Annotated in this window: 17 protein-coding genes; 15 read left to right on the top strand and 2 right to left on the bottom strand. The window is 69.4% G+C overall.

Going from position 1 to position 20,840, the window contains the following annotated elements:
• Position 1: 1 nt before the first annotated feature.
• Positions 2-1,339, bottom strand: a complete 1,338-nt coding sequence (locus tag AABA78_RS02805; protein WP_171414225.1) for a cyclic nucleotide-binding domain-containing protein — start codon at positions 1,337-1,339, stop codon at positions 2-4.
• 102 nt (positions 1,340-1,441) lie between these two features.
• A complete protein-coding gene (locus AABA78_RS02810; protein ID WP_338261506.1) occupies positions 1,442-3,388 on the bottom strand; it encodes an FHA domain-containing protein in 1,947 nt (648 codons plus the stop codon).
• Positions 3,389-3,676: 288 nt separating this feature from the next.
• Here AABA78_RS02810 and AABA78_RS02815 point away from each other — a divergent pair, with 288 nt between their 5' ends.
• From AABA78_RS02815 to AABA78_RS02885, 15 genes are all read left to right on the top strand, one after another.
• Complete coding sequence (locus AABA78_RS02815; protein WP_338261507.1) at positions 3,677-5,158, top strand: TldD/PmbA family protein; 1,482 nt, start codon at positions 3,677-3,679, stop codon at positions 5,156-5,158.
• Positions 5,159-5,165: 7 nt separating this feature from the next.
• Positions 5,166-6,512, top strand: a complete 1,347-nt coding sequence (locus AABA78_RS02820) for a TldD/PmbA family protein (RefSeq protein ID WP_338261508.1) — start codon at positions 5,166-5,168, stop codon at positions 6,510-6,512.
• 61 nt (positions 6,513-6,573) lie between these two features.
• The gene (locus AABA78_RS02825; RefSeq protein ID WP_338261509.1) at positions 6,574-7,584 is read left to right on the top strand and encodes a ParB N-terminal domain-containing protein; all 1,011 of its coding nucleotides are present in this window, start codon (positions 6,574-6,576) and stop codon (positions 7,582-7,584) included.
• A 47-nt stretch (positions 7,585-7,631) separates the two neighbouring features.
• Positions 7,632-9,047: a sigma-54-dependent transcriptional regulator gene (locus AABA78_RS02830; protein ID WP_338261510.1), complete on the top strand. Its 1,416-nt coding sequence runs from the start codon at positions 7,632-7,634 to the stop codon at positions 9,045-9,047.
• 200 nt (positions 9,048-9,247) lie between these two features.
• Complete coding sequence (gspC, locus tag AABA78_RS02835) at positions 9,248-10,162, top strand: type II secretion system protein GspC (RefSeq protein WP_171421953.1); 915 nt, start codon at positions 9,248-9,250, stop codon at positions 10,160-10,162.
• Positions 10,163-10,190: 28 nt separating this feature from the next.
• Entirely contained in the window at positions 10,191-12,806 is a 2,616-nt protein-coding gene (gene gspD, locus AABA78_RS02840; RefSeq protein ID WP_338261511.1) for a type II secretion system secretin GspD, read from the top strand.
• Positions 12,807-12,811: 5 nt separating this feature from the next.
• On the top strand, positions 12,812-14,638 hold the full coding sequence (gene gspE, locus AABA78_RS02845; protein ID WP_338261512.1) for a type II secretion system ATPase GspE: 1,827 nt from the start codon (positions 12,812-12,814) through the stop codon (positions 14,636-14,638).
• Positions 14,639-14,644: 6 nt separating this feature from the next.
• On the top strand, positions 14,645-15,901 hold the full coding sequence (gene gspF / locus AABA78_RS02850) for a type II secretion system inner membrane protein GspF (RefSeq protein WP_171422077.1): 1,257 nt from the start codon (positions 14,645-14,647) through the stop codon (positions 15,899-15,901).
• 15 nt (positions 15,902-15,916) lie between these two features.
• Positions 15,917-16,060, top strand: coding sequence for a hypothetical protein (locus AABA78_RS02855; protein ID WP_338261513.1), 144 nt, complete (start codon positions 15,917-15,919; stop codon positions 16,058-16,060).
• Positions 16,061-16,136: 76 nt separating this feature from the next.
• On the top strand, positions 16,137-16,556 hold the full coding sequence (gspG, locus tag AABA78_RS02860; protein WP_338261514.1) for a type II secretion system major pseudopilin GspG: 420 nt from the start codon (positions 16,137-16,139) through the stop codon (positions 16,554-16,556).
• 58 nt (positions 16,557-16,614) lie between these two features.
• Positions 16,615-17,082 (top strand): type II secretion system protein GspG, encoded by a 468-nt coding sequence (locus AABA78_RS02865; RefSeq protein ID WP_338261515.1) that lies wholly within the window; start codon positions 16,615-16,617, stop codon positions 17,080-17,082.
• A gap of 8 nt (positions 17,083-17,090) precedes the next feature.
• Positions 17,091-17,816: a pilus assembly FimT family protein gene (locus AABA78_RS02870; RefSeq protein WP_338262366.1), complete on the top strand. Its 726-nt coding sequence runs from the start codon at positions 17,091-17,093 to the stop codon at positions 17,814-17,816.
• Positions 17,813-18,739 (top strand): type IV pilus modification PilV family protein, encoded by a 927-nt coding sequence (locus AABA78_RS02875; protein WP_338261516.1) that lies wholly within the window; start codon positions 17,813-17,815, stop codon positions 18,737-18,739. The genes AABA78_RS02870 and AABA78_RS02875 overlap by 4 nt, the downstream gene beginning before the upstream one ends.
• Complete coding sequence (locus AABA78_RS02880; protein WP_171415949.1) at positions 18,736-19,410, top strand: type II secretion system protein GspJ; 675 nt, start codon at positions 18,736-18,738, stop codon at positions 19,408-19,410. Before AABA78_RS02875 ends, AABA78_RS02880 begins: the two co-directional genes overlap by 4 nt.
• Positions 19,410-20,840: a type II secretion system minor pseudopilin GspK gene (locus AABA78_RS02885; protein WP_338261517.1), complete on the top strand. Its 1,431-nt coding sequence runs from the start codon at positions 19,410-19,412 to the stop codon at positions 20,838-20,840. The genes AABA78_RS02880 and AABA78_RS02885 overlap by 1 nt, the downstream gene beginning before the upstream one ends.

Below are 20,840 nucleotides of genomic sequence, written 5' to 3' on the forward strand. Positions count from 1 at the left end.
CTCAGGCGGCCCCGGTCTCCGGCTCCAGCATCATGTCGTCCGCGTCGATGATCTCCAGCGGACGCAGCGCCTCGCCAATCTGCTTCAGCCGCCGGTCGGACAGCTGCTCCAGGTACGTGCGGATGTTGGGGAAGGTCTTCACCAGCTCCTGGAAGGCCTCGCGCTTGAGCCACCCCGCCGCCGTCTTGCGCGTCACCGTCACCGTGGCCGTGGCCCGCAGGCCCGTGAGGAGCGAAATCTCTCCCGCCACGTCGCCCTCGCGCAGCACGCCCAGCGTCACCATTCCGCCCGCCGGGTCCTCCTTCTGCACCGTCATCTCACCGGCCAGCACCAGGAAGAGGCCCTGAGAGTACTCGCCCTCCACCAGGACCTTCTCCCCGGGCTGGAGCGCGCGGAAGGTGAAGCGCTGGAAGAAGGCGCCCCGCTCGGACTCCGGCAGCTGCTGGAACAGCGGCGAGTTCGCCATCAGGTTGCGCATCATGCGCTGCTGCGCGAAGTCCGCCAGCAACTGCGGCACCGCCGGGTGGCTCTTCGCCACCGCGTTGAGGTGCTCGCGGCGGATTTCGAAGACCTCCGAGTCCGACACCGCCGTCACCGTCGCGGTGGGCGGCGCGCCCGTGAGCAGCGCCAGCTCTCCGAAGATGGAGCCGCCGCCCAGGAAGCCCAGGGTGCGGTCCTCGCCGTCCGTCCTGCGCGTCACCTCCGCCTTGCCGGCGACGAGCACGTGCAGGTGGTCGTCCGGCTCGCCCTCGCGGCTGATGACCTCCTCCGGCTTGATGGTGCGCCACACCATGCGCCCCACCAGGTCCAGGAACGCGTCCCGGTCCAGGTCCGCGAACAGCGGCAGGGGCGGACGGCTCTGCGGATCCGCGTTGCCCCCCGTGTCCGGCGCGGCCAGCACTTCGATGGCGCGGTTGGACAGCTCCTCGCCCACCAGCCCCATCAGGTCCGTGTCCACCTTGCCGTCGTACAGGTGCTCCGGCGGCAAGGGCGGCGGCACGGCGGCGCGGCCCGGGGCGCTGCGCGCGGCGCGCGAGTGCACGCGGAAGAGCGTCTCCTTCAGGCGCCGCTCGTTCGGCGACAGCTCCAGGGCCAGCTTGCACGCGGCCATGGCGGAGAGGAGGTAGTCGCGGCGCAGGAGCCCCTCCGCGCACGCGTGGTACGCGGTGACGGCGCGCTCGCGCTCGCCCAGCTCCGCCAGACACCGGGACGCCAGCATGCGCGAGCGGTGGTCGGCGGGCACGCGGCGAACGGCCTCCGCGAAGACGGCGAGGGCGCGCTCGAACTGGCGCTCCTCGAACAGGTCCATGCCCAGCTCACGCAACGACGACTCGTTCATCCAGTGTCTCCAGACCGCGCACGACGACAGGGGTGACGGGAATCCATGAGGAGGCCGCCCGCCCCATCCCACGCGCGGCGGCCCCCGGCTTCACGCTTCGCGCTACGAACCGTCGGCCTTCTGCAGCTCGCTCAGCGCCATCTCCGCCTTGCGCTTCACGTCCGCGCCGTCCGCGGACGCCTCGATGACGATCTTGAACTGCTCCTTCGCCATGGCGGGGTCGCGGTCGCGAGCGATGTACGCCGACAGGTACAGCTCCTCCACCTTCTTCTGCAGCTCGTCCAGGCCGTCGCGGGCGCGCGAGTCCCCCGGGTTGAGGCGCAGCGCCTCGCGGAAGCTGCGGCCCGCCAGCGGGAACTCCTTGCGCTTGAAGGCCGCCTGCCCCGCGGCCACGGACGCGGACGCCAGCTCGTTGTCGAGCGTGTCCCCCAGCGAGCCCGCGAAGCCGATCTGCCGGTACACGTCCGCCGCGCGGCGCAGCGGCTTCACGGACGCCTCCAGCGAGTTGTTCTCGTACTTCTTCTGGCCCTCCTCGAAGGCGGAGCGGAACTGGGGGATGAGCTTCTTCAGGTTGCGCGCGCGGGCCTGGATGTCCGCCTCCGAGCGGTACTTGTCCATCACCCGGTCCACCTCCAGCGTCGCGCGCTGGAAGTCCCCGCCGTTGAAGCGGCGCTCCACGTCCTGGAAGGCCTCCGCCACGAACTCCGCGCGGCGCTGCTTGGCGTTCTCCGCCGCCACCGCCTGCCGGATGCCCGCCTGCCGCGCGGCCTGCTGCGCCTCCTTGGCGAGCAGCGCCTCCAGCTCCTTGAGCTTCTCTTCGTAGAGGGAGCGCGTGCTCTGCGGCAGCTCCGCGATGAGGGTGCGCGCGTCGTCCGGCCGGCGCTCCGTCAGCGCCGCCTCCACCAGGCCGAGCGTGTACGCCTGCTCCCGCGACTCCAGCTCCTCCTCCAGCTTCTTGCGCTCCTCGTCCGTGCGCGCGGTGCCCTGCGGCGTGGCGGTCAGCTTCGCCCGGGCGTCCGTGTAGCGGTTCTCCGCCATCAGCCCGCGGACCGCCTGGAACGAGTCCAGAATGTCCTGCAGCTGCTGCGCCGCCTTGGCCACGCCGTCCACGTCGATGCCCACGCGCAGCTTCTCCGCCTCCTGGGCGAAGCGCACCGCGTCCGGGTATTCGCCGTCGCGCACCTTGTCGCGCGCGCGCTGCATCAGCTCCTGGGCGCGCGCCTGGTTGGGGTCCACGGGCGGCTTGGGCGGCGGCTTGTTCCCGCCGGACATCGCCAGGCCCGCGATGAGCAGCAGCAGGACCAGGCCGCCCACGGCCGCGCCCACCTTCATCTTGAAGGTCGGCCGGAAGCCCTCGCGCGCCGGCGAGCGCACCGGGCGCGGGCGGGGCACGCCCGTCTTGCGCGCCTTCTCGTCGCGCATGAGGTCCGCGAGCTTGTAGTTCGCGTTGGTCTTCTCATCCAGGCGCGGGTCCTTCTTCTCCTCCTTCTTTTCCTCCTTCTTCTCATCCGCCTCGCCGGACTCGGCCTTGGCGCGCATCTCCTTGATGAGTTCGCCCTCGTCCACGAAGCGCAGGCGCGTCTTGCCCACGGAGATCTCATCCCCGTGCTTGAGGATGCACTCGTCGACCTTCTGGTCGTTCACCTGGGTGCCGGAAATGCCGCCCAGGTCGCGCATCACCACGCCGCTCTCGCCGTAGACGAGCTCCAGGTGGCGGCGGGACACGGTCTGGTCGCCCAGGGCGAAGTCGCAGTCCTTGCTGCGCCCCACCACCATGCGCACGCCCTTGAAGCGCTTCTTGCGTCCCTTGTCGACGCCGTCCAGCACCAGCATCATCACCGGCGGGCCGGCGCGCGTCGTCTCGGAGTTGTCCTCCTCCTCGGCGGGCTCCTCCTCCTCCGGACGCAGGTTCTCAATGGATGCCACCCGCGTCTCGCCGGTGCGCGAACGCACGGGCTCCGCGTCGCCGTACAGCTCCGGGTCTCCTCCGTCCTGGCTGTCCTCGCCCGACTCGGGCGCGGACCAGTCTTCATCCGGCACGGCGGACACGCGGCGAGAGCCGCCCCCCGCGGGAGGTTTGGGTCGGCGATCCGCCGTCGCGCCCCCGGCCGAACGGCCGGTACCCGAACGCGATGACGGTGATGGACGGCGAGGAGGCATGGGTGGGTCCAGGTTGAAGCGGCCAGCATCTTAGAGCGCTCACCGCACGGTGGGAATGCGCTCCCACCGTTCCTTTCAGGGAAGACGGGCCCGTTCCGGTTCGTTGGCCCGCACGCCATCCCGTCTCCGATGTAGGTTTCCTCCATTCCCGCTTCCTCCAGCGCCACGAGCCCCGCCATGCCCCGAGTCCTCGCCTCCTCCCGGCGCGCCCGTCCCGCCCAGCTCGCCCCTCCGGCGGCACGGCAGGCGGCCGCCTCCCCGCTCCTGCCCCCGGGTCTGCTGGAACGTCTGCTGGCGGAAGCCATGGGCCGGGGCGCGGACTTCGCGGAGGTGTACGTGGAGCGCACGTCCACCACCGCCGTGGTGCTGGAGGAGGAGCGCATCCGCAGCGCGCAGGTGGGCCTGGTGCAGGGCGTGGGCGTGCGGGTCATCGCCGGGGCCAAGGTGGGCTACGCCTATTCCGACGACTGGGACGACGCCGCGCTCGTCCGCGCCGCGCGCACCGCGGCGATGATTGCCCAGGGCGGCGGCTCCGAGCGCGCCTACCCCGTCAAGCGCGTGCCGGTGCCCAGCCACTACCGCGTCGCCCAGCCGCTGGAGGACGTGGCGGTGGCGCGCAAGACGGCGCTGCTCACCCGCGCCAACGCCGCCGCCCGCGCCTTCGACTCGCGCATCCAGCAGGTGAACGCGTCCTACGTGGATCAGACCCGGCGCATCGCGGTGGCCAACACCTCCGGCCGCTTCAGCGAGGACACGCAGGACCAGTCCCGCCTGAGCGTGCACGTGGTGGCGCTGGGCAAGGGCGGCGAGCGGCGCACGGGCATGTACGGCAGCGGCGGCCGGGTGTCCTTCAGCTACTGGGACGGCGTGACGCCGGAGTCCGTGGCGGAGGAGGCCGCGCGGCAGGCCATCGCCACGCTGGGCGCGGTGGACTGCGTGGCGGGGCCGCAGACGGTGGTGCTGGCGCCGGGCTGGAGCGGCATCCTGCTGCACGAAGCGGTGGGCCACGGCCTGGAGGCGGACTTCATCCGCAAGGGCACCTCGCTGTTCGCGGGCAAGCTGGGGGAGAAGGTGGCCTCCGACCTGGTGACGGTCATCGACGACGGCACGGTGTCCAGCGCGCGCGGCTCCATCAACATCGACGACGAGGGCGTGCCGGGCGAGCGCAAGGTCCTCATCGAGAACGGCGTCCTCAAGGGCTACCTCTATGATCAGCTCAACGCGAAGCTGATGAACCAGCGCTCCACGGGCAGCGGCCGGCGGGACTCGTTCAAGAGCCTGCCCCTGCCGCGCATGACGAACACCTTCCTGGCGCCCGGGGACCACGCGCCGGAGGACATCCTCAAGGAGGTGAAGCGCGGGCTGTACTGCGCCACCTTCGGCGGCGGTCAGGTGGACATCAGCAACGGCAACTTCGTCTTCGAGGTCAGCGAGGCCTACCAGATTGAAGACGGGAAGCTGGGCCGCCCGGTGAAGAACGCCATCCTGATTGGCGTGGGGCCGGAGGCGCTGAAGAACATCAGCCGCGTGGGCTGCGACCCCATGCCGGACCCCGGCATGGGCGTCTGCGTGAAGGACGGGCAGATGCTGCCCGTGGGGGTGGGCCTGCCCACCGTGCGCATCGACAACGTCACCGTGGGCGGAACGAAGGTCGGCTGAGGACACCGTGAACTACGAACAGCTCGCGAAGAAGATCGTCCAGCGCGCCGTGAAGAAGGGCGCGAAGCAGGCGGAGGCGTACCTGGAGGTGGGCCGCCAGAGCAGCGTGCGCGTCCGCGAAGGGCAGATTGAGGACCTCACGGAGGCCACCAGCAAGGGCGTGGGCGTGCGGGTCATCGTGAAGGACCGGCTGGGCTTCGCGTACACGTCCGACTTCACCACCGCGGGGCTGGAGCGCGTGGTGGACCTGGCCGTGCAACTGGCGGAGGCCGCCGCGCCCAACAAGCTCAACGGCCTGCCCGGCGCGAAGGACCTGGGCAAGCGCGGGGACACCGGCGCTCTCTTCGACCCGAAGGTCGCGAACCTGCCCGGGGACTGGAAGATCAACGCGGCGCTGGAGGCGGAGCGCGCGGGCCGGGCGCAGGACGCGCGCGTGGCCACGTTCGACTCCGTGTCCGCGGGCGACTTCGTGGCGGAGGTGTACCTCGCGTCCAGCGAGGGCGCGTCCGGCGGCTACTCCGGTACGTACGTGTACCTGGTCGCGGTGCCGGTGGCGTCGCAGGACGGGCAGCTCCAGACGGGCTACTGGCTGGACTACAAGCGCTTCCTGGACGACCTGGAGTCGCCCGAGTCCATCGGCCGAGAGGCCACGAAGCGCGCCGTGCGCATGCTGGGTGCGAAGCCGGTGAAGACGCAGCAGGTGCCGGTGGTGTTCGACCCGCTGGTGGCCGCGAGCTTCGTGGGCAACCTGTCCCAGGCCGCCAACGGCAACGCCGTGTACCAGCAGTCCAGCGTGCTCGCGCCCCACGTGGGCAAGCGGCTGGCCGGCAAGCACGTCTCGCTGGTGGACGACGGCCTGTTGCCCCGGGGCCTGGCCACCGCGCCCTTCGACGGCGAGGGCGTCCCCACCCGCCGCACGCCCATCATTGATCAGGGCGTGCTGTCCGGCTTCCTCTACGACGCCTTCACCGCGCGCAAGGCGAAGGCGCGCACCACGGGCAACGCGTCGCGCGGCTACAGCGCGCTGCCGGGCATCGGCACCACCAATCTCTACCTGGAGAAGGGCACGAAGACGCCGGAGGAGCTCATCCGGGAGGTGCCCCAGGGCCTCTACGTCACCGCCCTCCTGGGCCACGGCGCGGATCCGGTGTCCGGGGACATGTCCTGCGGGGCCAACGGCCTTTGGATTGAAAACGGTGAGCTGACGCACCCGGTACAGGAGGTCACCGTCGCGGGCCACCTCCTCCAGATGTTGAAGGACGTGGACGCGGTGGGCAGCGACCTCCAGTTCCGCGGCGGCAGCGTGGGCGCGCCCACTGTCCGCTTCCGACAGCTCACCGTGTCGGGCGCGTAGTCAGCCCCGTCCGGTCGCCTACGCTGGCGGGCCTCTTCCTCACGGTACGAGGTCCGTCCGCATGGCCGCGAAGTCCGCCCGCAGGTCCGCCCCCGCGAAGTCGAAGTCGGCCACGCCGCGCAAGCCGCGCCGCAAGAAGGCCGAACCGAGGTCGCGGGGCCTGGGCCCCCACGAGGTGGCGAGCGAGGCCGTGGCCTTCCCCGAAGCCCTCCTCCAGGCGGTGCGCGAGGACGGCGGCGAGGTGCTCTCCGTCTACCGCGACCCCTTGGGCGGCCACCCCGTCGTCTTCGCGGTGCTCCCCATCGACAAGGTGGAGCCCACGCCCTACCAGCGCGACCTGTCCGAGCCCCACGTCAAGCGGCTCGCCACCGCGATGGAGCGGTTGGATCGCTTCCTGGATCCCGTCATCGCCGTGCGCGTGGAGGGCCACTACTGGACGCCCAACGGCAACCACCGCCTCAACGCCAGCAAGATGCTGGGCGCGAAGTCCATCGTCGCGCTGCTGCTGCCCGAAGAGGACGTGGCCTTTCAAATCCTGGCCCTCAACACGGAGAAGGCCCACAACCTGAAGGAGCGCTCGCTGGAGGTCATCCGCATGGCGCGCGGGCTCGTGGGCGCGAACCGCCCGGGCAAGGAGTCCGCCTTCGCCCACCTCTTCGAGGAGCCCTCCTTCCTCACCCTGGGCGCCGCCTACGAGAAGCGCCCCCGCTTCTCCGCGGGCGCCTACCACCCCTTCGTCAAGGTGGTGGACGGCTTCCAGGACGTGCCGCTGCCGGAGGCCATCGCCGTGCGCGACGCCCAGGCGGAGCGGCTGCTGGAGCTGGACGACGCGGTGGTGGCCATCGTCTCCGCCCTCAAGGAGCGCGGCCTCCAGAGCCCCTACCTCAAGAACTTCGTCGTGGCCCGGCTCAACTTCCTGCGCTTCCGCAAGGACGGCCCCCCTCCCACCTTCGACGCCACCGTGAGCCGCATGCTGGCCAGCGCCCGGCGCTTCAACGTGGACAATGTGCGCCGCGAGGACATCGGCCGCATGGGCGGCGGCCCCATGGAACCGGACGAAGAGCAGGCCTGAAGGGAATGGGGATTGCAGGGCGGTGTTGAGAGAGGCCCCGCACTCCCATGACATCTCCCACGGTCCTGGTCGTCGACGACGACCGCGCCAACCTTGATTCCGTCGCCCGCATCTTCCAGCGGGAAGGCTTCGCCACGCTGACCGCCGCGCAGGGCACGGAGGCGCTGGAGCTGCTCCGGCGCCCCGAGGTCAGCGTCATGGTCACCGACCTGATGATGCCCGGCATGGACGGCCAGGAGCTGCTCAAAGCCAGCCGCGCCATCCGCCCGGACGTGGAGGTGGTGCTGATGACCGCCTACGGCACGGTGGAGACGGCCGTGGCGGCCATGAAGGACGGCGCCTACGACTTCATCACCAAGCCCCTCAAGCGCCACGCCCTGGTGAAGGCGGTGCAGAAGGCGCTGGAGAAGCAGGCGCTCGTCCAGGAGAACACCTCCCTCAAGGCGAAGCTCGCGGAGATCAACCCCGCCGGCGGCCGCGCCATGGTGGGCCAGTCCCCCGCCTTCCGCGCCATGCTGGACACCATCCGCCAGGCGGCGCCCTCCACCGCCACGGTGCTGCTCCTGGGCGAATCCGGCACCGGCAAGGAGCTGGCCGCCCGCGCGCTGCACGAGCACTCCGCCCGGGCGAAGCAGTCCTTCATCGCCGTCAACTGCGGCGCCATCCCGGAGAGCATCCTGGAGGCGGAGCTCTTCGGCGTGGAGCGCGGCGCGTACACCGGCGCCGTCACCCGGCGCGAGGGCCGCTTCGAGCGCGCCCACGGCGGCACGCTCTTCCTGGACGAGGTGGGCGAGATGCCCCTCTCCGCGCAGGTGAAGCTCTTGCGCGTGCTCCAGGAGGGAGAGCTGGAGCGGCTGGGCGGCACGCAGACGGTGAAGGTGGACGTGCGGCTCGTCGCCGCCACCAACAAGGACCTGCAGAAGGAGGTCGCCGAAGGGCGCTTCCGCGAGGACCTCTACTACCGACTGCACGTGGTGGAGATCCGCGTGCCCGCGCTCGCCTCGCGTCGCGAGGACATCCCGCTCCTGGCGGAGGCCTTCCTGCGCCGCTTCTCCGCGAAGAACGGCAAGGTGCTGCGCGGCTTCTCCCCGGACGCGCTGAACGTGCTGGAGAACTACGCGTGGCCCGGCAACGTGCGCGAACTGGAGCACGCCGTGGAGCGCGCCGTGGTGCTGGCCCGCACGGACGTGCTGGAGGCCAGCGACCTGCCGGAGTCCGTGCGCAAGGGGCCGCTGGGCTCGGCCGGTCAGCTCGTCATCCCCATCGGGACGCCCATGGAGGAGATTGAAAGGCGCGTCATCCACGAGACCCTGCGCCACACCCGGGGCGACAAGACGCTCGCCGCCCGCCTGCTGGGCATCGCCGCGCGCACCATCTACCGCAAGCTGGAGCGCGAGCAGGGCGGCCCGGACGTGGCCCCGGCCGCCCCCTCGGGGCCCCCCTCCCCCACCAGCGCGGACTGACAGGCCGTCACACCGGCCCCCGCCAGCTTTTGACAATTTGTCCCGACGTCCTGTCCCGGCTGCCCACCTGGCCGGGGCTCCGTCCTATTCCGAAATAATTTCAAGGACTTGGCCGTAAGTCGTGGGTTTGACGCCCGCCCAGCGATGGCACCTGCCTTGCTCAAGGTCCCATGTGGGGCTGGCTTTCTCCCGGAAGCGTGATGGAACTCTTCTTTCGCAAGTACTTCTGGAGCGTGAACCTGTTGTTCATCCTGCTCGTCGCCCTCCTGGCGGCGCGCACGGTGAACCTGTTCGTTGAATCCTCCATCTCCCCCGCGCCCGCGTCCGAGGCTCCCGCCCGCGTCGCGCAGCGCACCCACGCCGCGGACAGCGGCCTCGCCACCATCGACGCGGAGCGCCTGTCGCGCCTCACCGGCGTGAAGCTCCCGGAGCCGGAGGTCGCGGTGAAGGAGCCCACGGCGCCGGAGTTCGACGCCAACGCCCCGCCGTCCAAGAGCGGCCTGCGCGTGAAGCTGCTGGGCACGCTCGTCGCGGCCAACCCGGACTGGTCCTTCGCGTCCATCCAGGACATGACCACCCAGCGGTCGCAGACGTACATGATCGGCAACAACCTGATGGGCGCCACGATCATGGAGATCGAACGCGAGCGCGTCATCATCAACAACAACGGCCGCCGCGAGTTCATCGACGGGCAGCCCGGTGACGGCGCCGTCGCCGCCTACACCCCGCCCCCCACGGCCACGCCCGCCGCCACCACGCCCAACAGCCTGGGCAACGGCATCAAGTCCACGGGTGAGAACGAGTACGAAGTCCCCAAGGCGGAGATCGACAAGACGTTGAGCAACCTCAACGACGTGGCGATGCAGGCGCGCATCGTGCCCGCCTTCAAGGACGGCCAGGCGGTGGGCTTCAAGCTGTTCTCCATCCGCCCGGACAGCATCTATTCGAAGATCGGCGTCCAGAACGGTGACGTCATCCGCCGCATCAACGGCTTCGACATGAACAGCCCCGAGAAGGCGCTGGAGATCTACTCGAAGCTGAAGGACTCCAGCCGCATCGAGATCGAGATCGAGCGCAACGGCGCGCCGATCCGCAAATCCTACAACGTCCGTTAAACACCCCCGTCAAAGCGCCCGCTCCTCCATGAAGACGACGCTCCCGTCCTGGCTGCTCTGTCTGTGCCTCGCGCTCTCCGGCTCCGCGTGGGCCCAGCGCCGTCCCACCCAGCCCGGTACCGCTGCCCCCGCTCCCGCGGCCCAGGGTGAACGCGACCGGACCATCACCCCGCAGGCCGGAAGCAACGCCGCGCCCGCGGAGAACCAGGGCCCCCGCCAGGTGCCCTCGTGCGAGCAGGCCCGGCGCAACGCGCGCTACGGCATCTACTTCGACAAGGTGGACATCGAGAAGCTCGTCCAGACCGTGTCGGATGCCACCTGCCGCACCTTCATCCTCCCGGAGAACGTGCGCGGGAAGATCTCCATCATCGGTCCGGAGAACGGCCGCGTGGAGGTGGACGCGGACTCGTTCTACTCCGCGTTCCTCGCCGCGCTCGACGCGAACGGGCTGGCCGTCTACCCGTACGGCCGCTTCCTGAAGATCGTCGACAAGCGCTCGGCGAAGCAGAACCCCATCCCGACCATCGTGGACGAGAACACCCCGTACACGACGAACGAGCAGATGGTCACCAAGCTGTTCAAGATCAAGTACGTGGAGGTGGAGCCGCTGCGCGGCGTCCTCCAGCAGCTCGTGTCCAAGGACGGCGACACCATCCCGTACCCGCCGGACACCATCATCGTCAACGACGTGGGCTCCAACATCCACCGCCTGGAGCGCCTCATCAACCAGCTGGACAGCCGCTCCTCCAGCGACGAGATGCGCATCATCCAGGTGCAGTACGCCACCGCGCAGGACGTGGCCAACACCATCCAGAAGCTCTTTGAGGCCAAGGCCGGCGCGGGCGGCCGCGCAGGCCAGCGCCCCGGCAACTTCACGCAGGGCACCCCCGGCCAGCCTCCGCCCGGCGCGGAGGGCGTGTCCGGCGGCACCGACACCGGCGGCGCGGCGACCCTGTCGCAGATCATCCCGGACGAGCGCACCAACAAGCTCATCGTCGTGGCCAGCCCCGCCGCCTTCGGCCGCATCCAGGACCTGGTGCGGGAGATCGACATCCCGTCCGGCAGCGGCAACAAGATCAACGTCTACCCGCTGGAGAACGCCAACTCCGAGGAGCTGGCCAGCACGCTCCAGTCGCTCGCGCAGGGCACCGCCAACCGCCCCCAGCGCGGCCCCATCCCGCAGCAGGCGCAGGGCCTGCCGCGCGCGCCCGCACAGGCCGCGGAGCTCTTCAGCGGCGAGGTGAAGATCTCCGCCGACAAGGGCACCAACTCGCTGGTCATCGTCGCCAGCCAGGCGGACTACAAGAACATGGTCCAGATCATCCAGCAGCTGGACCAGCCGCGCCGCCAGGTGTTCGTGGAGGCGGTCATCATGGAAGTGAACCTGGACCGCAACAGCGAGTTCGGCATCAACTTCCACCAGGGCTTCAGCCTCAAGACGGACGACGGCGCCATCCCCGGAATCCTGGGCACCAACTACTCCGGCGGCTCCATCCCCCCGTCCTTCTCCCTGGCGAACCTGGCCAGCATGGGCGGCTTCCTCGCCGGCATCCAGGGCCCCGTCCTGCCGGAGCTCAAGGCGCTGGGCATCGACATCCCGGCCTTCGGCGTGGTGCTCAACGCCATGCAGCAGTCGTCCGACGTGAACGTGCTGTCCACGCCGCACCTGCTCACCAGCGACAACGAGGAGGCGGAGATCACGGTGGGCCAGAACGTGCCCTTCCAGTCCGGCTTCACCCCGTCCGCGCTGGGCAGCTCCGTCACCGGCGCCGGCACCAACGGCGGCATCAACCCGTCGCTCCTGGGCTCGCTGGGCGGCCTGGGGTCGCTGTACGCCCCCATCACCCGCCAGAACGTGGAGCTCAAGCTCACCGTCAAGCCGCAGATCAACGAGAGCGACTACATCCGCCTCGTCATCACGGAGCAGACGGAGGAGATCGCCTCCTCGGACCCCGTCCTGGGCCCCACCACGTCGAAGCGCAGCGCCAAGACGACCGTCATCGCCAAGGACATGGAGACGGTGGTGATTGGCGGCATCATGCAGGACCGCACGCTGGAGTCCGTCTCCAAGGTGCCGGTGCTGGGTGACATCCCGCTCCTGGGCCACCTGTTCCGCGACACCACGCGCCGCAAGACGAAGACGAACCTGCTGCTCTTCCTCACGCCCTACATCATCCGCGGCCAGGAGGACTTCCGTCGCATCTTCGAGCGCAAGATGAAGGAGCGGCAGCAGTTCGTGGAGCAGTTCTACGGCCAGGTCCCCGGCTACGACGTCGCGGTGGACTTCAGCCGCAAGCCCGGCCCCCTGTCGCGCATGAACCAGGCCGTCATCAAGGAAGAGCAGCGGGTGGAGAACGGCGGCAGCGGCACCTCCAACGAACGGGTCATCCGTCCGGCTGGCGCGCCCCCGGCCGCTGGCGGCGCGGCGCCCGCTTCTCCGTCTCCCGCGCGGCCGGGCGAGCAGGCCCCGCCTCCGCAGGAAGGTGCCACGCCCTCCCCCGAGGGCGAGCAGGCGCCGCGAAATTTCGAGGCGCCTCCGGAGGGTTCGGAGAGATCAGTCCCCGCGCCACAGCCCGAGGTGATCGCGCCCACGCCGGACGCGGACACCGAGCGGCTGCGCATCCAGCCGGGAGACGGAGAGTAAGGACCATGGACCTGACCGCCGACACCACGACCTCTCAAGACACCGCCGCGACGCCCGCCGTGTCCGGCGGCCGCAACGACGCCACGCAGGTCGTCGCCCACGGGCAGGCCTACCTCTGTGGCCGGCCGCTCGGGGAGATCCTCCGCGCGCTCGTGCCCGCCCTCACCCCGGAGAAGATCCAGGAGGCGCTCGCCGCCCAGCAGGAGAAGGGCGGGCGGCTGGGGGAGGTCCTGGTGGGCATGAAGGCCGTCAGCGAGGAGGACGTCGCGCGCGCCCTGGGCCACCAGCTGGACCTGCCCTACCTCCAGCGCATCTTCGTGGAGGAGGTGGACGCGGAGCTGGTCAAGCGCATCCCCATCAACTTCGCCCGCCAGACGCAGCTGCTCCCGCTCTCCGTGGAGGGTGACGAGGTGGTGCTCGCGGTGGCGGATCCGCTGGACACCACCGCGTTGGACCACGCGCGCCTGCTGTTGGGCCAGGCCATCCAGCCGCGCATCGCGCTGGCCTCCACCATCGTGGACGCCATCAACAGCGTGTACGACCGCTCCGTCAACGAGGCCGAGGCGCTCGTGGACGAAATGGAGACCACGGAGGACCTGGACTCGCTGGCGCACGAGCTGGAGGAGCCCAAGGACCTGCTGGACGCGGACGACGAAGCCCCCGTCATCCGGCTGGTGAACTCCGTGCTCTTCCGCGCCGCCAAGGAGCGCGCGAGCGACATCCACATCGAGCCCATGGAGCGCGAGCTCCTGGTGCGCTTCCGCATCGACGGCGTGCTCCAGGAGGTCATCAAGCCGCCCAAGCGCTACCAGAACTCCATCATCGCGCGCGTCAAGGTGATGGGGCAGCTGAACATCGCGGAGAAGCGCCTGCCGCAGGACGGCCGCATCCGCATCAAGCTCGCGGGCCGCGACATCGACATCCGTCTGTCCACCACGCCCACGTCCTTCGGCGAGCGCATCGTCATGCGTCTGCTCGACAAGACGGCGACGCTGCTGGACCTGGCGGAGATCGGCATGAGCCCGCAGGTGCTGGGCAACATGGAGTCCGTCATCAAGCGCTCGCACGGCATCGTGCTGGTGACGGGCCCCACGGGCTCCGGAAAGACGACCACGCTCTACGGCGCGCTCTCCAAGATCAACACCACGGACCTCAACATCCTCACCGTCGAGGACCCGGTCGAGTACCAGCTCAAGGGCATTGGCCAGATGGCCATCGCCCCGAAGATTGGCCTGACGTTCGCGCAGGGCCTGCGCTCCTTCCTCCGCCAGGACCCCGACGTCATCATGGTCGGTGAGATCCGCGACAAGGAGACGGCGGAGATCGCCATCCAGGCGTCCCTCACGGGCCACCTGGTGCTCTCCACGGTGCACACCAACGACGCGGCCGGCGCCGTGACGCGACTCGTGGACATGGGCGTGCAGCCCTTCCTCGTGGCGTCGTCGCTCACCGGCATCCTCGCCCAGCGCCTCGTGCGCCGGGTGTGCCCGGACTGCCGGCAGGCCTACACGCCCACGGACGCGGAGCTGAAGGAGCTGGGCTACACGGTCGCCAGCTTCAAGGCGAAGTTCAACACGGACCGCATCTACCGCGCGGTGGGCTGCCCGTCCTGCAACCGCAACGGCTACCGCGGCCGCTCCGGCATCTACGAGTTCCTCTTCGTGGACGACGACGTGCGCCAGCTGGTGCTCAAGAACGTGGACGCGTCCACCATCAAGAAGTCCGCCCTGGCCAAGGGCATGACGACGCTGCTCGATGACGGCGTGCGGAAGATCGCCATGGGCGAGACGACCATCGCCGAGGTCCTGAGCATCACGCAGGAGGACATCTAGTCCGCCATGCCCGTCTTCGAATACAGAGGCCTCGATTCCCACGGCAAGCAGAAGAAGGGCTTGCTCGAAGCGGACTCGCCCAAGACGCTGCGCTCCAAGTTGCGCGCGGATGGCATCTTCCTGACCGACGTACTCGGGCAGGCGGAGGGCAGCCGCGCGGGCGTGTCCAAGGGCGCCAACGCGTCGCTCGTGGCGCGCGACGTGGACCTGCGCAAGCTGGCCGGCGGCCGGGTCAGCACCGAGGACGTGGCCATCCTCACCCGCCAGCTCGCGACCCTGCTGGGCGCGGGCGTCACCATCGTGGACTCGCTCAACGCACTGGTGGACCAGGCGGAGAAGGAGCGCCTCAAGCGCGCCCTTTCCGACATCAAGCAGCGCGTGAACGAAGGCTCGTCCCTGGCGGACGCGTTCAGCCAGCACCCGAAGATCTTCCCCAGCATCTACATCAACATGGTGCGCGCGGGTGAGGCCTCCGGCGCGCTGGACACCGTGCTGCTGCGCCTGGCGGACTTCACGGAGAACCAGGCCAAGCTGCAGCAGAAGATCATCGGCACCATGCTCTACCCCGCCATCATGTTGCTGGTGGGCGGCGGCATCCTGGTGCTGCTGATGGTGTTCGTCGTCCCGAAGGTGACGAAGATCTTCGAGACGATGAAGGCCACCCTGCCCCTGAACACGCGCATCCTCATCGCCGCGTCCAACTTCATGCAGGCGTGGTGGTTCCTGGTGATTCCGTCCATCGTGGCGGGCTTCATCTTCTTCATGCGCTGGACGAAGAGCCCCAAGGGCAAGCCCAAGTGGGACCGCTTCACGCTCAAGGCCCCCATCTTCGGCAGCCTCGTGCGCCTCCTGGCCATCTCCCGCTTCGCCCGCACGCTGTCCACGCTGCTCAAGAGCGGCGTGCCCATGCTGGCCGCGCTGGACATCGTCAAGGCAGTGATGACGAACTCGGTGCTGGCGGACGCGGTGGAGAACGCCCGCGAGTCCATCCGCGAGGGCGAAAGCATCGCCACGCCCCTCAAGCGCTCCGGCCAGTTCCCGCCGCTCGTGTACCACATGGTCGCCATCGGTGAGAAATCAGGGCAGCTGGAGGACATGCTCCTGTCGGTGGCGGACTCCTACGAGACGCAGGTGAACGTGCGCATCGGCGCGCTCACCAGCCTCCTGGAGCCCATGCTCATCGTGGTGATGGGCGTGATGATTGCATTCGTCGCACTCAGCATCCTGATGCCGATTCTGCAGGTGAACACGGCCATTCATTAGGAGCAGGGGCGCACGATGAACGACACGCTCGACCGGTGGATCCAGCGCGCCACGCTGATGGGCCTGTTGGCCCTGGCCGCCACGCTGGCGACGGTGGGGGCCACCCTCTACGCCCACCGGGACCCGCCCGCGGCCACCCGCCCGGGCACCCCTCCCTGACCCCATCGCTTCTGACATCCCGACACACCCATGGCGCGGTGGCTTGCCAGAAAGTCACCCGAAGGTGAGTGAAGACATGCACACGACGAACGCGAAGAAGAACCAGCGCCGCAAGAACCGCGGCATGACCCTCATCGAGATCATGGTGGTCATCACCATCCTCGGGCTCATCGCGGCGGCGGTGGGCGTGGCCGTCATCCCGAAGCTGGAAGAGGCCAAGCAGGACACCGCGAAGCTGGACATCCGCAACATCCAGAGCGCGATGAAGCTCTACTACACGAAGAAGGGCTCCTACCCGGACACCGCCACGGGCCTCAAGGCGCTGGTGGACACCCAGAACCTGGAGCGCATGCCGCTGGACCCCTGGGGCCGCGAGTACGTCTACATGAACGAGGGCGGCAAGCCGGTCATCACCAGCTACGGCGCCGACGGCAACCCGGGCGGCGAGGGCTCCGACGCCGACATCTCCTCCAAGGACCAGAGCGCCAAGCAGTAACAGGCGTTTTCCTGAAGCAAAGCCGCGCCTCCCGCGTGTTGTCGTAGGAATGCCCGTGATGACCCCCGAGCAAACTTCCTCACCGACGTCCGCGCGCGAGGCGCGACCCGTTTCCGGCAAGCAGGCCCGCGCCCGCTCGTCACGCCTGGGCAGGCTGCTGCTGCTGGGCGTCTTCGTCGGCGCCGGCCTGCTCGCGTTCGCGCTGGTGTGGGCCACCGAGGACAACACCCTCACGCCCACGCAGCGCCAGGCGCGCGAGCAGATCCGCCGCCTGGAGGGCTTCTTCAAGGCCCACCACCGGCTGATGGGCTTCTTCCCCACGCAGGCGCAGGGCTTCCAGCCGCTCATCGACTCCAAGGTGATTGACGGGACGCCCATCGACCCGTGGGGCCACCCGTACGTCTACCGCATGGAAGGCAAGACGGGCGCCGTGCTGTCGCTCGGCTCCGACGGGAAGCCCGGTGGCACCGGCGACGCCGCGGACCTCTTCAGCGGCGGCATCGTGGCACAGGAGGTGCAGCCTTGAAGAAGGTCATGTCCCTGCCCGCTCCCGCCCGCCGCCGTCGCGCCCCGCGCGGCCTCACGCTGATTGAGATCTCCATCGCGCTGGCCATCGCGGCAGTGATGTTCGCCGCGGTGACCGTCGGCATCGGCGCCATCACCGGCGCGAAGGCGAAGGGCAGCGCCACGGAGCTGGCGGGCGTCATCCGCTCGCTCTACGACTCGGCGGCGCTCAGCGGCAAGACGTGCCGGCTGGTGTTCGAAATCCCCGACCCGAAGCGCGAGCAGCCCACGCGCTACCACGCCGAATGCGCCGCGGGCGGCGTCACCACCTCGCGCGACCGGGACGCGGCGCTGCGGGACGAGGCGCGCGACCGCGAGCGCACCGCGCGCGCGGGCAACAACGGCGGCGACTCGCGCAAGAACTACACGCGCGCCGAGGGCTCGCAGCCGTCCGCGCAGGAGCTGATGGAAGAGGAGAAGACGCGCATCGAGTCGCAGGCCACCTTCTCCGCGTACACCGCGGAGGAGATCACCCCCAAGGAGCTTCCGGCGGGCGTGGCGGTGTCGGTGTGGACGCGGCAGCAGCGCGAGCCGGTGGAGAGCGGCGTGGCCTATCTCTACTTCTTCCCGCAGGGCTACACGGAGAAGGCCATGGTGTTCCTGCGCCAGGGCGACAACGCGTGGACGTTGGACGTGTCACCCCTGACGGGCAAGGTGTTCATCGCACCCGAGGCCCTGGAGGTGCCCCGCTCATGACGACTCCCACACGAAGGCGCTCGGGCTTCACCCTGCTGGAGACGATGGTGGCCATGGCCATCCTCAGCGTCGCGCTGATGGCCATCTTCGACCTCAACTCCGGCGCGGTGGCCAACCACGTCTACACCAAGCGGCTCACCGTGGCGTCGCTGCTGGCCCGCTCGAAGATGACGGACCTGGAGCAGAAGCTCTACGACGACGGCTTCGAACAGGACGACGACGAGCAGTCCGGCGACTTCTCCGACGACGGCTGGCCCCAGTTCAAGTGGCGCGCCCGCATCATCGCGCCCAAGACGGACGGCGTGACGCCGGACCAGCTCATCGGCGCCATCTTCAACCTGCCCATGGGCGGCGGCGACTCCGGCGACCCGCTGGGCGGGCTGGCCGGCCTCTTTGGCGGCAGCGGCGGCGACAGCAAGGGCGGCAGCACGCCTCCGGGCGGCACCACCACGGCCAGCCCCATGGGCGCGTCCGCCATGAGCATGGCGCAGCCCATGTTCACGCAGATGGTGGACCAGCTCACCAAGTCCGTCCGCGAGGTGCACCTCACGGTGTACTGGAAGGAAGGCACCCAGGTGGAGAGCGTGGACGTGGTGACGCACGTCGTGTCGCTGGGGCCCGGTGGCGACCGCAACGGCGGCTTCACGCCCAACGCGGGCAGCACGCCGGGCGCGGCGAACCAGTGGGTGAACCCGCGCACGGGCCAGGTGGTGGACAACCCCATCCCCGGCCCCAACGGGCAGATGCTGGACCCGAACACACGCGAGCCGCTGGTCAACCGGGCCCAGGTCCTCGACCAGCTCAACAACCCGAACGGCCGTCAGGGCGGCGCCAACGGCAACACCGGCATCAACCCGCGCCTGCCGGGCGGCATCTTCAACGGCGGCCTCCCGGGCATGCCGCGAGGGGGGACCATCCGATGAAGCGTCGCATGCGAGGCTTCACCCTCATGGAGGTCATGGTCGCGGTGGGCATCACCGCCCTCATGGGCACCGTCGTCGCCATGGCCTTCCAGACGGGCATCAACGCGAAGGAGGTCGTGGAGGGCGAGGCGGAGCGCTACCGCATGGTGCGCGTGTCGCTCAACCGCATGGCGCGGGAGATCGGCTCCGCCTTCGTGAGCGACCGCTACGACCTGCGCCGCTTCCGCGACCAGAACGACCGGCCCACCAACTTCATTGGCGAGCGCGACAAGCTGACCTTCACGACGTTCGCGCACCAGCGCCTGTACACGGACGTGAAGGAGTCCGACCAGGCGGTGGTGGAGTACTTCGTGGAGAACTCCAGCGAGAAGGGCGCCCGGCAGCGGCAGGACCTCAAGCGGCGGGTGAACCCCAACGTGGGGGACCGCATGGACCGCGGCGGCACCACGGACGTCCTCTTCGAGGGCGTCAAGGGCGTGGAGTTCGCCTACTGGGATTCGGAGAAGAAGGAGTGGGATGACGAATGGGACACGCGGCGCACGGAGAAGAAGGCCATCCTCCCCACGCGCGTGCGCATCACCGTCATCGCCCTGGATGAGGCGGGCAAGGAAGCGCGCTACACCACGCAGACGCGCATCGTGCTCAACACGGAACTGCCGAGGTTCAACTGATGGCCCTCCCCTACTTCCAGCAGGCGTTCCGCCGGCGCGGCAAGGCGCGGGCTGCGGTGGCCCCCCAGGCGCCGCCGTCGCCGGCCGCCCGCAAGCACAAGCGCTCGCGCGGCGTGGCGCTCATCATCGCGCTCGTCTCCATCACGCTGCTCACGGTGGTGGCCACGGAGTTCGCCTACAACAGCCGCGTGGACCTGCAGCTCGCCGCCAACCAGCGCGACGAAGTGCGCGCCTACTACATGGCCCGCTCCGGCCTGTCGCTGGGACGGCTCCTGCTGCGCTTCCAGAAGCAGGTGGACCAGACGCCCATCCCCAACCCCGCGAGCCTCCTGAGCGCGCTGGGCGGAGCCCTGGGCGGCGCGGGCGCGGGCGCGGGGGGCGCGAACGCGTTCCAGCCGCAGTCGCTCAACATCCAGCTCTGGAAGCTGGCCCGGGTGGACTGCCACATGCTCAAGGGGCTGGTGAAGAGCGACGGCGCGGAGGGCCAGGACGGCCGCCCCGTGGAGACGGAGCCCGTGCAGGTGGACTCCAACTTCCAGATGGACGGCGAGGAGGGGGAGAACGCGGGCGCGGCCACGCAGATGGCGGCGCAGATGCAGCGCCGTTCCTTCGGCGGCTTCGAGGGCTGCTTCCTCGCGACCATCAGCGACGAGGAGGAGAAGCTCAACGTCATGCGCCTGAACACCGGCGGCGCGGAGGCGCAGGCCACCGCGGCGCGCATGATGGACATGTTCTCCGACAAGCGCTTCGAGTTCCTCTGGCAGCAGGACGACGCCAACAAGGTGCGCTCCACGCCGCAGGACACCGTCATCGCGCTGAAGGACTGGTCGGACGAGGACACCACCCAGTCCACCCTCAACCCCAAGGACCCCACGAACCCCTTCGTCGCGGGCTTCGCGGACGAGGGTTCGCCGTACAGCCGCTACGAACCGCGCTATGACGTCAAGAACGCGCGCTTCGACAGCCTGGACGAGCTGTACCGCGTGCATGGCGTCAACGACCGCTTCATGGCGGCCTTCCGCGACCGGCTCACGGTGTACCCGGACATCAACTCCAAGCCGAACGTCAACACCGACGACCCCATCATGCTGGGGCTGGCCATCATGTCCGCCGCGGACCCCAACCGGCCGGATCCGCGCCTGACGGACCCGGTGTTCCTCAACGAGCTCATCAGCCGCATCCGCGCCGCGCGCATGTTCAACTTCTTCGGCATGTCGGTGTCGGACTTCGTGGGCGTCGTGGAGCAGGCCGGCATCGCGGTCAACCCGCTCATCAAGGGCAACGTCCAGCAGAACCGCTACCTGGGCGACAAGAGCAAGACATTCACCATCAAGTCCGTGGGAGAAGCGGGCAGCGTCCAGAAGACGCTCACCGCGGTCATCCGCCTGGACGACGGGCTGGGCAAGCTCGTGTATTACAGAGAGGAATAG

Source organism: Corallococcus caeni (genome assembly GCF_036245865.1).
Lineage (GTDB): Bacteria > Myxococcota > Myxococcia > Myxococcales > Myxococcaceae > Corallococcus > Corallococcus caeni.

What these genes read in the sequence shown, in the direction of transcription:
- AABA78_RS02870 (WP_338262366.1), top strand. Translation starts at nt 17,091, where the DNA reads ATGTCCCTGCCCGCTCCCGCCCGCCGCCGTCGCGCCCCGCGCGGCCTC.
- gspD (WP_338261511.1), top strand. Translation starts at nt 10,191, where the DNA reads ATGAAGACGACGCTCCCGTCCTGGCTGCTCTGTCTGTGCCTCGCGCTC.
- AABA78_RS02875 (WP_338261516.1), top strand. Translation starts at nt 17,813, where the DNA reads ATGACGACTCCCACACGAAGGCGCTCGGGCTTCACCCTGCTGGAGACG.
- gspG (WP_338261514.1), top strand. Translation starts at nt 16,137, where the DNA reads ATGCACACGACGAACGCGAAGAAGAACCAGCGCCGCAAGAACCGCGGC.
- gspF (WP_171422077.1), top strand. Translation starts at nt 14,645, where the DNA reads ATGCCCGTCTTCGAATACAGAGGCCTCGATTCCCACGGCAAGCAGAAG.
- AABA78_RS02865 (WP_338261515.1), top strand. Translation starts at nt 16,615, where the DNA reads ATGACCCCCGAGCAAACTTCCTCACCGACGTCCGCGCGCGAGGCGCGA.
- AABA78_RS02885 (WP_338261517.1), top strand. Translation starts at nt 19,410, where the DNA reads ATGGCCCTCCCCTACTTCCAGCAGGCGTTCCGCCGGCGCGGCAAGGCG.
- AABA78_RS02805 (WP_171414225.1), bottom strand. Translation starts at nt 1,339, where the DNA reads ATGAACGAGTCGTCGTTGCGTGAGCTGGGCATGGACCTGTTCGAGGAG.
- AABA78_RS02855 (WP_338261513.1), top strand. Translation starts at nt 15,917, where the DNA reads ATGAACGACACGCTCGACCGGTGGATCCAGCGCGCCACGCTGATGGGC.
- AABA78_RS02830 (WP_338261510.1), top strand. Translation starts at nt 7,632, where the DNA reads ATGACATCTCCCACGGTCCTGGTCGTCGACGACGACCGCGCCAACCTT.
- gspE (WP_338261512.1), top strand. Translation starts at nt 12,812, where the DNA reads ATGGACCTGACCGCCGACACCACGACCTCTCAAGACACCGCCGCGACG.
- AABA78_RS02825 (WP_338261509.1), top strand. Translation starts at nt 6,574, where the DNA reads ATGGCCGCGAAGTCCGCCCGCAGGTCCGCCCCCGCGAAGTCGAAGTCG.
- AABA78_RS02815 (WP_338261507.1), top strand. Translation starts at nt 3,677, where the DNA reads ATGCCCCGAGTCCTCGCCTCCTCCCGGCGCGCCCGTCCCGCCCAGCTC.
- gspC (WP_171421953.1), top strand. Translation starts at nt 9,248, where the DNA reads ATGGAACTCTTCTTTCGCAAGTACTTCTGGAGCGTGAACCTGTTGTTC.
- AABA78_RS02880 (WP_171415949.1), top strand. Translation starts at nt 18,736, where the DNA reads ATGAAGCGTCGCATGCGAGGCTTCACCCTCATGGAGGTCATGGTCGCG.